Annotated in this window: 17 protein-coding genes; 8 read left to right on the top strand and 9 right to left on the bottom strand. The window is 31.7% G+C overall.

Features of this window, described 5'->3' with window-relative positions; translation table 11 throughout:
- Positions 1–945 carry a hypothetical protein gene (locus LY08_RS10215; RefSeq protein WP_111660351.1) on the top strand — a complete coding sequence of 315 codons (945 nt, stop codon included), beginning with the start codon at positions 1–3 and terminating at the stop codon, positions 943–945.
- On the opposite strand, the gene LY08_RS10210 is transcribed toward LY08_RS10215, so the two are convergent.
- Complete coding sequence (locus LY08_RS10210; RefSeq protein WP_111660350.1) at positions 937–2,004, bottom strand: glycosyltransferase family 4 protein; 1,068 nt, start codon at positions 2,002–2,004, stop codon at positions 937–939. The genes LY08_RS10215 and LY08_RS10210 overlap by 9 nt on opposite strands.
- The gene (locus LY08_RS10205) at positions 2,005–2,751 is read right to left on the bottom strand and encodes a glycosyltransferase family 2 protein (RefSeq protein WP_111660349.1); all 747 of its coding nucleotides are present in this window, start codon (positions 2,749–2,751) and stop codon (positions 2,005–2,007) included.
- 80 nt (positions 2,752–2,831) lie between these two features.
- On the opposite strand from LY08_RS10205, the gene LY08_RS10200 reads away from it, so the two are divergent.
- The gene (locus tag LY08_RS10200) at positions 2,832–3,551 is read left to right on the top strand and encodes a polysaccharide deacetylase family protein (protein ID WP_111660348.1); all 720 of its coding nucleotides are present in this window, start codon (positions 2,832–2,834) and stop codon (positions 3,549–3,551) included.
- Positions 3,552–3,672: 121 nt separating this feature from the next.
- Here LY08_RS10200 and LY08_RS10195 read toward each other — a convergent pair whose 3' ends face one another.
- Positions 3,673–4,410, bottom strand: a complete 738-nt coding sequence (locus tag LY08_RS10195; protein WP_111660347.1) for a glycosyltransferase family 2 protein — start codon at positions 4,408–4,410, stop codon at positions 3,673–3,675.
- Between the two features lie 107 nt (positions 4,411–4,517).
- On the opposite strand from LY08_RS10195, the gene LY08_RS10190 reads away from it, so the two are divergent.
- A complete protein-coding gene (locus tag LY08_RS10190) occupies positions 4,518–5,345 on the top strand; it encodes a glycosyltransferase family 2 protein (protein WP_111660346.1) in 828 nt (275 codons plus the stop codon).
- On the opposite strand, the gene LY08_RS10185 is transcribed toward LY08_RS10190, so the two are convergent.
- Both LY08_RS10185 and LY08_RS10180 read right to left on the bottom strand, forming a co-directional pair.
- Complete coding sequence (locus tag LY08_RS10185; RefSeq protein ID WP_111660345.1) at positions 5,342–5,914, bottom strand: class I SAM-dependent methyltransferase; 573 nt, start codon at positions 5,912–5,914, stop codon at positions 5,342–5,344. The genes LY08_RS10190 and LY08_RS10185 overlap by 4 nt on opposite strands.
- Complete coding sequence (locus LY08_RS10180) at positions 5,914–6,975, bottom strand: glycosyltransferase family 9 protein (protein ID WP_111660344.1); 1,062 nt, start codon at positions 6,973–6,975, stop codon at positions 5,914–5,916. Before LY08_RS10180 ends, LY08_RS10185 begins: the two co-directional genes overlap by 1 nt.
- Positions 6,976–7,215: 240 nt before the next feature.
- On the opposite strand from LY08_RS10180, the gene LY08_RS10175 reads away from it, so the two are divergent.
- Positions 7,216–7,869 (top strand): lipopolysaccharide kinase InaA family protein, encoded by a 654-nt coding sequence (locus LY08_RS10175; RefSeq protein WP_245907578.1) that lies wholly within the window; start codon positions 7,216–7,218, stop codon positions 7,867–7,869.
- Between the two features lie 108 nt (positions 7,870–7,977).
- Here the strand turns inward: LY08_RS10175 and LY08_RS10170 are convergent, their stop codons facing one another.
- The gene (locus LY08_RS10170) at positions 7,978–8,793 is read right to left on the bottom strand and encodes a 2,3,4,5-tetrahydropyridine-2,6-dicarboxylate N-succinyltransferase (protein ID WP_111660342.1); all 816 of its coding nucleotides are present in this window, start codon (positions 8,791–8,793) and stop codon (positions 7,978–7,980) included.
- 191 nt (positions 8,794–8,984) lie between these two features.
- On the opposite strand from LY08_RS10170, the gene ruvX reads away from it, so the two are divergent.
- The 4 genes from ruvX (at position 8,985) to mazG (ending at position 11,453) form a co-directional block, all read left to right on the top strand.
- The gene (ruvX, locus tag LY08_RS10165; protein ID WP_111660341.1) at positions 8,985–9,395 is read left to right on the top strand and encodes a Holliday junction resolvase RuvX; all 411 of its coding nucleotides are present in this window, start codon (positions 8,985–8,987) and stop codon (positions 9,393–9,395) included.
- Positions 9,396–9,403: 8 nt separating this feature from the next.
- Positions 9,404–9,997, top strand: coding sequence for a peptide deformylase (gene def, locus LY08_RS10160; RefSeq protein ID WP_111660340.1), 594 nt, complete (start codon positions 9,404–9,406; stop codon positions 9,995–9,997).
- Positions 9,998–10,141: 144 nt separating this feature from the next.
- Complete coding sequence (locus LY08_RS10155) at positions 10,142–10,567, top strand: DUF5606 family protein (protein WP_111660339.1); 426 nt, start codon at positions 10,142–10,144, stop codon at positions 10,565–10,567.
- Positions 10,568–10,679: 112 nt separating this feature from the next.
- On the top strand, positions 10,680–11,453 hold the full coding sequence (gene mazG, locus LY08_RS10150) for a nucleoside triphosphate pyrophosphohydrolase (RefSeq protein ID WP_111660338.1): 774 nt from the start codon (positions 10,680–10,682) through the stop codon (positions 11,451–11,453).
- A 656-nt stretch (positions 11,454–12,109) separates the two neighbouring features.
- Here the strand turns inward: mazG and LY08_RS10145 are convergent.
- The 3 genes from LY08_RS10145 to LY08_RS10135 all read right to left on the bottom strand — a co-directional run bounded on the left by LY08_RS10145 (position 12,110) and on the right by LY08_RS10135 (position 14,093).
- On the bottom strand, positions 12,110–12,478 hold the full coding sequence (locus LY08_RS10145; protein ID WP_111660337.1) for a DUF2200 domain-containing protein: 369 nt from the start codon (positions 12,476–12,478) through the stop codon (positions 12,110–12,112).
- 18 nt (positions 12,479–12,496) lie between these two features.
- Positions 12,497–13,021, bottom strand: coding sequence for a DUF421 domain-containing protein (locus LY08_RS10140; RefSeq protein WP_111660336.1), 525 nt, complete (start codon positions 13,019–13,021; stop codon positions 12,497–12,499).
- A gap of 394 nt (positions 13,022–13,415) precedes the next feature.
- Complete coding sequence (locus tag LY08_RS10135) at positions 13,416–14,093, bottom strand: hypothetical protein (protein WP_111660335.1); 678 nt, start codon at positions 14,091–14,093, stop codon at positions 13,416–13,418.
- Between the last annotated feature and the right edge of the window lie 20 nt (positions 14,094–14,113).

The following is a 14,113-nucleotide window of genomic DNA, read 5'->3' as shown; positions in this document are numbered from 1 at the left end:
ATGAAAAAAATACTTATTGTAGGTCCACCAAGTCTTGGTTATTTAACAAAAATAGATCAGCAGTTAAACCAACGTGAAGGTGTGCAATCTCATATTGTATTAATAGATAAATTTACTTTTAAATACAGAAACTTTAGACACAAAATAATAAACTTTTTGTCCAAAGCTTTTTTAGGAAAAAATCTTAAAAAAGAACACGTAAACACTGTTATAATAAACAAGATAAATCAACTAGGTCCTCAAGACTTAATTTTTATAATCAGACCAGATTTATTAAAGCCTAAAACCTTAAAGTATCTAAAAACCCAAACCAAGTCTTTACAAGCGTTTTATTACGATAGCACCAGACGTTTTCCTGAAAAAGTGGACATCATTCCGTTATTTGATAAAGTGTATAGCTACGATAGGTTAGATGTAGAAAAGTATAACCTAGAGTTTTTAACTAATTATATTTTTGACGAAAGCGAAAACACCACTCATGAGCAACTGTTTTTTAATATTTCTACTCATGATTATCGTTATGAAGCTATGGAGCGTTTAGCAAAATACATTCATGAAAAACAATGGAGTAAAGAAATATTGGTGTTAGGACCAGACGATTTAACCTCAGAATATCTCACCATTATTCATCAACAAATCCCAGTAGATGAAGTGGCTAAAAAAATTAATAAATCAAAAATTATAATCGAAATTCAACGTAAGGAACAAGTCGGTTTATCCTTTAGAATTTTTGAAGCATTAGGACATCGTAAAAAGCTTATTACCACAAATGCAGATGTCGTTAACTACGATTTTTATCACCCACAAAATATACTAGTCATAGACGAAGATAATATCAACATACCTGAAGATTTTGTTACTTCACCATACATTCCTGTAAAGGATGATATTTTAAACCAATACCGTTTAAATTACTGGATTAATAAGGTGTTTGATTTACAATAAACTTCTATACACATCAGCATACTGCTGTGCTGCTGTATCCCAATTAAAGCTTGAAGCACGTTTAATATAAGCTTCAGTGTATTCTGGTTTGTTAGTTTCAAATTGGTGCATGCCTTTTTCAAAAACAGTAGCCATATCTTTAGCATCAAAATTGTCCCAATAAAACGCTTTGTCTCCACCAATTTCTGGTAAAGAGGTTAAGTTTGATAAAAACACAGGTTTTCCAAATCGCATCGCCTCAATTGGAGGTATCCCAAAACCTTCGAGCAAAGACGGAAATACAAACGCAGTACAATGTTGAAAATACAGTTGTTTTTCTAACGGATTAAGTTTTCCTAACACATGTACACGATGTTTGGTGTTAGTTTTTGTTATGGCATTTGCCAACGTTGTTTTTGCATATTCATCAGAACTATCTCCAGCTAAAACCAAATCAAAATCAGGTAAGTGCTCTAGCATCTGTACTAATGTGTGTACGTTTTTACGTTTGGTTAATCCTCCTATAAAAAATAAATAGGGTCTTTTAGTGACCAATTTAATTTCTGTTTGGCTTGTATCTAAAATGTCTGTTATTGGATTACCATTATGGATGACATATTCTGGAACCTTTGGGACATCAAAATATTGATGTGTAGATGCTTTAGCAAATTCAGAAATGTACGTTATTACGCTACTTCTGTTAAGCTTATCTATAAAACGCTTATTGGTTTTATGTTTTAAATCACTTGAGACTTCACTTATAAAATTAACATCATGTACAGTTAAAACATATGGAATTTTATGGTAAGGTTCAATCTTTATATTTTGGTTTAAACTATGCCAAACATCGTATTTTTTTCTTATCCTAAACAAAGGGTGTCTAGATAAGGACCTGTATGTTTTATAATTAAAATAATTGCCAAATTCTGTCTGTAATGCAGAGGTGTCTTTAGCGTGTAAAGTCATTTTAAAATCTGTAATATTGGCATGATGCAACCCTTTAATTAAGTGATAATTAAATTGGCCAAAACCATTAAATTGGTTTTTAATATTATGAGACTCTAAAAAAACCTGTTGCATTTAATCTATATTTCTGTACAAAGTCCAAAGCTGAATATAACGTTTAAATACCGAAAACGCATGGACGTAACTAATTATAAAACCCTCTTTACCATCTAAAAAACCTAAGCGTAAAAAATACTGATGCATAAAGCGGTACCAAGGTCTAAACAAAAAATGATACACATTTGGACGTACATTTTTTTTGTATAACGCTTCGGCTTGTAATTTACTGTATAAACTTAGTTTCTGGTTATAACTATCAAAATCCTTGTAGGTTTGATGGTTAACGTGTTGTTTTAAAAGTCCAATTTTAGCAGAGGTTTCTATAGCTTCATGGACTAGTTTTCCATTGTATTTACAATAGTTTTTGTCAAATAATCGTACTGCAATATCTGTTTGAAAACCACTATATTTTATACGCTTTCCCATAAAATGAAAATCGCGCTTTACTCTAAAAGCTTTTTCTTTAGAGTTGGATTGTACAGTGGTGATAATCTCTTCAGCTAATGCTTCAGGAATCATTTCATCTAGATCAAAAAAGGTGACCCAATCATGTTTTGCTAAACTTATTGCGTAGTTTTTTTGAGAAGAAAAATTATCAAATTTTCGTTTAACAAAAGTTACATTGTGTTGTTTAGCAAGTGCTTCCGTATTATCTGTACTGTAGGAGTCTACAATAATAATTTCATCTGCAAAAGACAAGCTTTTAATATAGCGTTCTATATTATCTTCTTCGTTGTATGTAATGGCTAAAGCGCTTATCATGCTATAGAAAGTCAGATTTTTGGCAAATATAACCATTAGGCTTTATATATTTGTGTGCAGAGGATTCAATTTAAAACAACATGCCAAAACTGCCTATTTTAATGTATCATAGTGTGACCACTCAATCTAGTAAGAGTAGTGGGTTAACTATTGATGTCCAAAAGTTAGAAGAGCAACTGTTGTATTTAAAATCTGAAGGCTATACCTCACTTCATTTTAAAGATTTGCAGCGGTTTAGTTCTGCAAAAGACTTTCCAGAAAAAGCGGTGATTATAACGTTTGATGATGTGTATGTTAATCAATTAGAATTGGCTTATCCATTGTTTGTAAAGCACCATTTAAAAGCTTGTTTTTACATACCTTTTAAATTTGTTGGAGGTGTAAATACTTGGGATGAAGGCGCAGAACCTATTATGTCTGTTGCACAATTACAGTCTTTAGACAGTGAAGTAATCGAACTTGGTTTACACAGTTTTGCGCATCAACGTTATGACCAACTATCTCTTGAAGCCATCCAAAAAGACTTTGATTTATGTAAAGATTTTATAGTCGAAAATAAGCTAGATATCAATAATACATTAGCGTATCCTTATGGAAAATACCCAAAAGCAGGAGAGGAGCAACATGCTTTTTTTAAGTGTTTAAAAGAAAATAATATTGCTTATGGTTTACGTATTGGAAATAGAGTGAATTCTTTTCCGTTTAAAAATCATTACGAAATACAACGCTTAGATATTAAAGGAGAGGATAGTTTGAAAGTTTTTAAGAAGAAATTAAAGAAAGGAAAGAGTTGGTTTTAGTTAAAAGTTTAAAAGTAGGAGTTTTGATTACTTTTCCCTTTTCCCTTTTCCCTTTTCCCTTTTCTCTTTTCCCTTTTCTCTTTTCCCTTTTCTCTTTTCTCTTTTCTCTAATCCCTAACTACTACCTAATCCCTCTCTGCAACAACATCAACTTCACATATCTAGAAAACACACCATACGCATTAATACTAGCTACTGCTAATCCAGGAATACCATCCATAAACCCACGACGTAAAATATAGCTACTAAAAAAGCGATAAAAGGGTTTAAAAGCTAAATGAAAATACGTGGCTTTTTTTCCTTTTTTAAGTAGTTGCTCTGCCTGAAACCAAGCGTAGCTATCCTTTTTACTTATATAATGTAGTAATCCTTTGTAGGTAAAGTGCAGTACTGGGTTTTTAAGTTGCCCTATGGTACCTTCAACAATTAATTTTTCGTGAACTAATCCTTCAAATTTACAGTTGTCACGTTTCACTAATCTAGTAACGTTGTCACTATGGTTATACAAAAACCGATTCATATAAAAATGCGGAAAATTAAGCTTGTAACCAGCATGTTTGTTGCTGTTCATTGCTGCTATAATTTCTTGCTTTAAGGCATTTGGAACACGCTCGTCAGCATCAATAAACAAAATCCATTCGCCTGTTGCATATTGTAACGCATGATTTTTCTGATTCGAAAAATTATCAAATTTACGGGATAACACTTTACAGTTATAACGTTCTGCAATCTCAACTGTTTTATCAGTACTCATAGAGTCCACCACAATAATTTGATCTGCAAAACGTACTGAACGTAGCGCATTTTCAAGGTAGTTTTCCTCGTTATAAGTAGGAATAATAACAGTTAGTGTTTTCATTTAAAAGGTAAAACGCAAATTTACATTAATAATTTAACCTTAAACAAATCTAAGTTTATCAATATTTTAAATAGTCTTATCTTTGTAGCCAATAAAATATCAATTAAATGAGTGGTTTACCTATTACTGTTATCATTAGTACATACAATTCTGAAGCTTGGCTTGCCAAAGTTTTAGAAAGCTACAGGCATCAAGATTATGAAAATTTTGAAGTGATTGTTGCAGATGATGGGTCGCGTGAAACAACCAAGGACTTAATTGATAGTTTTCGTGAAGATTATCCTGTAAACTTACGTCATATTTGGCATGAAGATAAAGGGTACAGACGTCAAGAGTTATTAAATAAGTGTATTGTACAAACAGAATACGACTATATTTTAATGACAGATGGAGATTGTATAGCACGAAAAGATTTTGTGTCTACACATGCTAAATATGCAGAAAAAGGTTACTTTTTATCTGGTGGGTATTTAAAATTAGATATGCCAACCAGCGAGGTTATTACCTTAAAAGATATCGAAAACGAAAATTGTTTTGATACCGATTGGCTTAAAAAAAACGGAAGTGTTAGTTTTAAAAATGCTTTAAAAATAAATGTAAGCGGAATTTTAGCAGATGTTTTAGATACTGTAACACCAACAGGAGCAACATTTAACAACTGCAACTCTAGTGCGTGGAAAGACGATTTAATTGCTATAAATGGTTATGACGAGCGTATGCAATATGGTGGGCCAGATCGTGAGTTGGGTGAGCGTTTATTTAATTACGGAATAAAGTCTAAACAAATTAGACATAAAGCTATTTGTTTGCACCTAGACCATCCAAGAGGTTATAAAACTAAAGAGTCTTTAGATCGTAACTTAGCCATTAGAAAAAATGTAAAAGATAATAAGGTAATTAAAACGCCTTATGGTATAGAAAAGTTAAATGATTAAGGTTTTTTAAAAACACCAATTTTCCAATACCTCATTTCTTCATCGGTTTTAACTATTGTAAAGTCAATCTTTTCAAGGTTTTCAAAATATTCCCAACAACCATGACCTTCTCTAAAAATGGATACTATTAGTATTCCATTATTGTTAAGTTTTGCTAATATTCTATCTAAAACCTTTCTTTTCTCAGATTCTTGAACATAATAAAATGCTTCGTTTAAGATAATAACATCAACTTTGTTTGGTGGTATAAATGTATGAAGGTCTGCAACTATAAAGTTGGTTTTAGGGTAATGTTTTGATTGTGCTTTGTCAATAGATACTTTAGAAAAATCGACACCTAAAAAAGATTTAAAAAGCTGGCTTTCTAAATAGTTGTTTAAAACACCTTCTCCACAACCCAAATCAAGTATTGTAGGTGTTTTTGTTCCAAAAGCTTTAATAAACTTGATAATAGTGCGATATCTTTCGGCTTCAATAGGTTTTTTTAAATTCTCCCATCGTCCGTTTTTGTATTGCTTGTTCCAACGTTGTTTTCTACGCCAATTATGAAATCTATTTATAATATTCACTATAAATGGGAGTTTAAAAAAGCATCTAATTTTGGGATAATCATCTCTGGTGTCAGTTGCTTATACATATAGCTTGGGTCTTCTTCAATTTTACGACGCTCTTCTCTATCTGTCGAAAATAAATCTGGTTTTTCTTCAAGTAAATGAATAGAGGTGTGTTGCTTCCCATCTTCAAAACTTGCCCAATGTTCTTTTAAAACATAAGGCGAAAAAATGGTAAAAGTTGGTTTGTCTAATGCTTTAGCAATATGTACAATACCACCTTCATTACCCACAAGTAATTTGCACTTATTCATTAACGTGATAAACCCTCTAATACTATCTTCATAGATATCGATAATAATATTTTCTTTGTTTTGACACTGCTTATAAATACCCAACGCGTCTTCCTTTTGATGTGGTGCATAATTAAATAACACATTAACATCAAATGCTGAGGTAATGTGGTCTATTAGCTTCACTATATAGTCGTATGGCATTGATTTTTGTGGAGTACTACCTAATATACCTAGCATAATTGCAGGTTTATTGTACTTATCCAGCTTATTGTATTGTTGTTCTTTTTCGGTTAAAACAATATGTGGATGGTAATCTATTTGGTCTTGTGGTAACGGAAAAAAGGAGTTAAACATATGGACTCTGTCCTCGATTGCTTTTCCACAAGGATGTGTTTTTTCTTCTAAAAACGGAACTGTATGTGTGTAAAATTTAAACCAAGGATTTTTTCCACGTTTTTGAAACCCAATACGCATGTCTGCACCAGAAAAATAACAAATAATACGACTTTGAAGCTTGGAATACGGATCAAAAATAATATCGTATTTTGTCTTTTTTACACGACTAATTAACTGTTTTAAATTTAAGATTTGTTTTAATTCTTTCTCGTTAATAGCAATAATATTGTCAATACTTGGGTTGTTTTCTATAACACCCACGGTGTAATCATAGACTAAAAAATCTATTTGACTGTCAGGATAAACGGTTTTCATGTTTTGTGCTATTACAGAAGCGATAAGCACATCTCCAATTCGTTTATTTTGTATAACAAGAATTTTTTTCATCGTAATTCCTGCAATGACAGGAAGTTTATTAAAATATTTTATTGCTTTTAAGGACTATACCGCAAAATATAATTTTATCGGCTTTTATTAAAATTTAGTTTAATATATCTTTGAACAATCACTAAAATTAAAATTATTATACACTGCCATCCAAAATATAAGCATTTAAAAGAGCAACTTCTAACAATAATCTCAGGGTTTGAAACCTCTGGAGAGGCAGTAACTGTTGGACAACGTAACGTGATTAAATCTTTTGAGATTGACGGTTTAAAACTTAATGTAAAATCGTTTAAAGTCCCTAACGCTTTTAATAGTTTGGTTTATAAATACATACGACCAAGCAAATCCAAACGCTCTTTTCTGTATGCTAGTAGGTTGATAGATTGTGGGATTTCAACGCCTTTTCCTATTGCTTACATAGAAAATACTTCTGCTTTTGGATTAAAAAACAGCTATTATATTAGTCAGCATATCGATTATGATTTTGAGTTTAGAGAGTTAATTCACAAACCACAATTTCCAGAACGTGACAAGATATTACAACAGTTTGCTGCGTTTACGTTTAAATTGCATGAAAATAATATTAACTTTTTAGACCATTCTCCAGGAAATACATTAATTACTAAGGACAAAACGGAATACAATTTTTATTTAATTGATTTAAACCGTATGCGTTTTGAAACGATGACTTTTAATAAACGCATGCACAATTTTAGACGCTTATGGTTATCTAAAACGATGGTTAAAGTGATTGCTGAAGCTTACGCAAAACTGTATAACAAGTCTTATCAAGAAACCCATGACTTAATGTTGAAGCACAGCAGAGCCTTTCAACTAAAAATTAACAGCAAAAAGTTAAGACGTAGCGGACGAAAGATGCGATTTAGTAAGTAGTAAGTAGTAAGTAGCAAAAAGTTTAAAGTAAAAAGTAATTAGTATAAAGTATGCAGTCTTCAGTCAGATTAATTACAGCTAACTGAAGACTGATTACTACCAACTTATTTATACTGCCACATCATATTCACGAAGCGCATCATTTAAAGACGTCTTCTTATTAGTACTTTCTTTACGTTTTCCAATAATTAAAGCACAAGGGACTTGGTATTCTCCTGCAGCAAATTGTTTAGTATAACTTCCAGGTATAACTACAGATCTTGCAGGTACACGACCTTTCATTTCTATAGGTTCTGGACCAGTTACATCTATAATTTTAGTACTCATTGTTAACACCACATTAGCACCTAAAACCGCTTCTTTTTCTACGTGTACACCTTCAACCACTATACAACGTGAGCCTATAAAAGCACCATCTTCAATAATTACTGGAGAGGCTTGTAATGGTTCTAAAACACCACCAATACCAACACCACCAGATAAGTGAACATTTTTACCAATTTGTGCGCAACTACCAACGGTTGCCCAAGTATCTACCATGGTTCCTTCATCTACATAAGCACCAATATTAACATAGCTAGGCATTAAAATGGTTCCAGCAGAAATGTAAGCACCATGACGTGCAACAGCATTGGGTACCACTCTAATTCCTTTAGCCTCATAGCCTCTTTTTAAAGGAATTTTATCATGATATTCAAAAATACCAGCTTCTAAAGTTTCCATTTTCTGGATAGGGAAGTACAACACCACCGCTTTTTTAACCCATTCGTTAACCTGCCAACCTGAAGTTGTAGGTTCTGCAACACGTAATTGTCCTAGGTCTAAAAGGTTAACCACTTCTCTAATGGCTTCAATAGTTTTTGTTTCGGTTAGTAACTCTCGGTTATCCCAAGCGTTTTCTATGGTTTGTTGTAATTCTGTCATCAAAAAAATATTTTTTTTATTCCCACAAAAGTGGGAATTTTATTAATTTTCACTTAATAGTTTATTGATATGTTAAAAAAAATCAAACAAATATCAATTGTCTTCCGCAAATATAATTCGTAAAAATTAAAATATGGCACAATATTTAAGGTGTTAAGCTCATAAAACCATAAATTTGCAGAAAAATTAATATGGCTCGCATTTTAGCAATAGATTACGGAAAAGTTAGAACAGGATTAGCAGTAACAGACGAGCTGCAAATTATTGCTTCTGGCTTAACCACAGTTAAAACCAAAGAGCTAATTACTTTTTTAAAAGACTATCTAAGCAAAGAAGATGTCGAGTTGTTTTTAGTAGGAGAGCCTAAACAAATGGATAATACGCCAAGCGAAAGCGAAGCATTAATTATCCCGTTTTTGGTTACATTAGAAAAAGCATTTCCTAATATTCCAATAAAGCGTGTAGACGAACGTTTTACTTCAAAAATGGCAGTAAGAACTTTAATAGATAGTGGATTAAAGAAAAAACAAAGACAAAATAAAGCACTTTTAGATGAGGTTAGTGCAACCATCATTTTACAAAGTTACCTTTACAATCAATAGTAAATAGTATGATATTACCAGTTGTCGCTTATGGCGATCCCGTGTTAAAGAAAAAAGGGAAAGAAATTACCAAAGATTACCCAAACTTAAAAGAGTTAATTGCTAACATGTACGAGACCATGTATGCAGCGTCTGGTGTGGGTTTAGCTGCACCTCAAATAGGTTTGCCAATACGCTTGTTTATTGTAGATGCATCACCTTTTGCAGAAGACGAAGAAGTTTTAGGTAAAGAAGAAGCCAATTTTTTAAAATCCTTCAAGCATACGTTTATCAATCCAGTAATTATTGAAGAATCTGGTGACGAGTGGGCTTTTAACGAAGGTTGTTTAAGTATTCCAGATGTTAGAGAAGATGTGTTTAGACAACCTAATATTAAGGTTGAATATTTAGATGAAGACTTTAAAAAGCAGACTTTGGAATTGGACGGATTGGCAGCTAGAGTGTTTCAACACGAGTATGACCATATTGAAGGCATCCTGTTTACAGACCATTTATCAGCTTTAAAAAAGCGTTTGATAAAAGGAAAACTAACCAATATCTCTAAAGGAAAAATACATGTGGATTACCGTATGAAATTTCCGTTAATGAAAAAGAAACGTTAAAGGTTTGGAAAACCCAAACTAACATAAGATATTTGCCCACTAAATTTTGATACAGTTGTATCACATTAAAATAGTTTATTAACTCTATTTTAATAACATGTCACACGGAGCGCAGTCGAAGTGAAATTGAACTAAAATTAAATTATGGCTTTAGATAAAGTATTAGCAATTGCTGGAAAACCAGGATTATATAAATTAGTAACGCAAACTAGAGGTGGTTTTATAGCCGAATCTTTAATAGATAATCGTCGTATAGCTGTTGGAATCCAACAAAACGTGAGTATTTTAAGTGAGATTGCTATTTATACTCTTACCGAAGAAGTACCATTAAAAGAGGTGTTTAATAAAATTAAAACCAAAGAAAATGGTGCACCAACTAGCATTAGCCATAAAGATTCTAAAGACAAATTAGAAGAATACTTTTTTGATGTGTTACCAGATTATGATGAAGATCGTGTATACGCAAGCGATATTAAAAAAGTAGTACAATGGTACAACATGCTTCAAAAAAATAACATGTTACAATTTGAAGACGATGCTAAAGAAGAGGCCTCTAACGAAGAAGAATAAACAATACAACAGATAATAGATATTTAAAAATCCAGCAATTGCTGGATTTTTTTGTTTTCGTTTTTTAAGATGAAACAAATCAGCGTACTTTTACAAAAATCTTTTTTTAAATATGAATTCTAGAGCAGATCAACTAAAAGCATTTGACCGTTTATTAACTATAATGGATGAGTTGCGCGAGCAGTGTCCTTGGGATAAAAAGCAAACCATGGAAACCTTACGTCATTTAACCATTGAAGAAACCTACGAGTTGGGTGATGCTATTTTGGATAACGATTTAGAAGAAGTTAAAAAAGAAATCGGAGACCTTATGCTACACTTAGTGTTTTATGCCAAAATAGGTAGCGAAACTAATCATTTTGATATTGCAGATGTTTGTAACGAAATTTGCGATAAGCTTATCCACAGACATCCACATATTTATGGAGATGTGACTGTACAAAATGAAGACGATGTTAAACGTAACTGGGAAAACTTAAAATTAAAAGAAGGTAAAACTAGTGTACTACAAGGTGTGCCAAAAAGTTTACCAGCATTAGTAAAAGCTAACCGTATACAAGATAAAGTAGCAGGAGTAGGATTTGATTGGGAACAACCAGAGCAAGTTTGGGAAAAAGTAGAGGAGGAGCTTAACGAGTTTAAAGTAGAAGTCCAAAAAGGCGATAAAAACGCAATGGAAAACGAGTTTGGCGACGTGCTGTTCTCTATGGTTAATTACGCACGATTTTTAAATATAAACCCAGAAAATGCACTAGAACGTACCAATAAAAAATTCTCGAAACGCTTTAAGTACTTAGAAGAAAAAGCAAAAAGCCTGAATAAAAGCCTAAAGGACATGACTTTATCTGAAATGGATGTTTTTTGGGAGGAAGCTAAAAAACAGTAATTGGAAAATCTGTGATTTTCAATTACTCAAGTTTTTTGGGAGGAAGCTAAAAAACAGTAATTGGAAAATCTGTGATTTTCAATTACTCAAGTTTTTTGGGAGGAAGCTAAAAAACTATAGTAGTTGTCATTCCGAACGAGGAACGAGGAGGAATCTCATCAAGTAGCAGCATAGATTCAATAATCATTCAATAAGCCTCTCGATACATTTACCTCATGCTTTGCAAAACACTTGAATTGATTATACTTTAGTAGTTGTCATTCCGAACGAGGAACGAGGAGGAATCTCATCAAGTGATTTCATAGATTCAATAAGTTTACAAAAAGTTTAAATTGTAATTAATGAATAGAAACAAAGTGAAATTTCCTTTTCAGAAAGAGTGTTAATTTTGAATAATAGTCACTTTAATTAAAAAAAAACAAACTTTTTTTCAATCCACGACATCCAAAAGTTTAATTGTGTCGTATATACTACAAATGACATAATCTTTTCTTAGATATAAATTGATTAATAGCAAAAACATCAATCCGGATGTCATTAAAAATAATTATTTCTTGTAAGCGAAGAGAAATAATTGGTTAGTTTAGTTAGGAGCCACAATCCTACTTCCTTCAAGAAGTAGGATTTGGTTTTTTATATGGTCTTGGTTTTTAAAACTATTTAGGCTGACGTAGTATTTTATCCATTTTACGTCCTTTAGCCAACTCATCAACCAATTTATCAAGATATCTGCACTCTCGTGTTGTTTTATTGGTGATGTCTTCTATGCGATATCCACAAATAACACCTTTTATTAAGTTGGCATTTGGGTTAAGTGTAGCGTTTTTAAAAAAGGTTTCAAAATTAACCTTATTGTCAATAATCTCTTGTAGTTGCTTGGTAGTATAACCAGTTAACCATTCTATAACTTGGTGTAATTCTTCAACAGTTCTTCCATTGCGCTCAAGCCTAGATACATAATGTGGATAGACAGAAGCAAAGCTCATTTTTGCAATACGCTCGTCATGATGGCTGGTATCTTTCATGGTGTTTTATATTATTTTTTAAGGCGTTTGTCTAACACCTTCTAGTAAATCTTTATTTAATTGTATTTCTGAATCTGATTTGTGTAATACAGATATGTCACCAGTAGATTCTAAAACAACAGCTTCCACCTGTGAAAAATCCAATACGTTAGCTTCACGTAGTTTAGCAATCAATTGTGTTTTTTCAATTCTGGCATATTTTAGGTTGTCATCTAAAATAGAGTTACCATCCATTAATAACAATGGTTTATTAGATATAACCGACTTAAGTGTAGGAAATAATCTTTGTAGATAAGAAAATGTAAACGTTAGTACTAAAAGACTTGCAATTGCGACAGAACCATGTGCAATAGAAGTGCTGGAAGTTAATGTTGAAGAAATTATACTACCAATAGCTACAGTAAAAGCAAAATCATAAGCTGTAAATTTAGCAAATGACCTTAGACCTATCATTCTTGTTAAAACAATTACAATAATAAAAATTAAAAAACTTCCAACAATTGTTTCCCAAATTGGGTCTTTAAAATCATAAATCCACTCCATAAATTAGTTTTTTAATTAATTTAATTTAATCTTAAAGTTAGTAAATTTTATTAAAGTCTTAAAGTTTATAACTCGTTAGGTGAAAAAGAAAAGATTTAATAATTAAAAAACAGATATTAATTGTATCTATTTAAGAAGTAAGTTGTAAAAAGAGGTGAGTTGTAACTATTTTAAATACTGAAAATCATCGAGTAAATATTAAATATTATTTTATTCGATATATTGTTTTTTATAAAGATTAGGTTGGTTTATATGTTGCACAACGTGATTGTATATGGAAAGTTGCGGGTTTGCGTGCGAGGAATTTCCGAAGGAAATTCAGACGTAGCAAACGTGCAACGACCTTTAAATTTAGCCTAAAATAGCAATTTTTTATATACGTTGTTAGCCATAGTTATTTATTCGATTCAAGAAATTTAGTCATTATTATGTCATTCATTTCTTTTGCCTTTTCAAGAGATTCAATTCCGTTTAGGTCTAAATAATATCCACCATAAACAAGATGATTATTTATAAGAATCAAATTGTATACATAAACCACTATGATATCGTGGTCGTCATAATAAGGCTTTATTAATTTTAAAGCAGATAATATGTTTTCATTCGGTTTATATTCTTCAATAACAATTGGCTTTTCGGAATGTAAAAAAGTTGTGTCAGAATACACTTTTTTTAAAGCTTCCAATCTGTCAACATTAATAGTTCCAGTTTTCTTTTTTTGAACTCGAAATATTCTTTCTAAATCGTTCCCAGTCAATTTCCATTTTTGCTCATTTTTGTTAATCATAAAAACAGCATAATCTTCAAAATCGAGAACATCTAGACTGTCTTTTTTTGAAAATGTATAATTGTTTAAATAAACTCCTAGAGTTTTAAACTTATCAGAAATTGATAATTCGTCAAAGTATAATTTTACTGATTTATCTGCGTAACATTCCGTCCATTTTCCAAAAGTCGGAAGATTAAAATCGATATGTTCAATTTCATTTTTTTCTTCAGAATAGTAGTCTTCTTTTTTTTCAGATTTACATCCGATTAATAGAAGTAAAAATATGATGTAAGTTCTGGTCATTCTTAATTATGGCTAACGGT

Source organism: Olleya aquimaris, from assembly GCF_003259525.1.
GTDB classification, from domain to species: domain Bacteria; phylum Bacteroidota; class Bacteroidia; order Flavobacteriales; family Flavobacteriaceae; genus Olleya; species Olleya aquimaris.
This window is presented reverse-complemented; position numbering and strand designations above follow the sequence as displayed.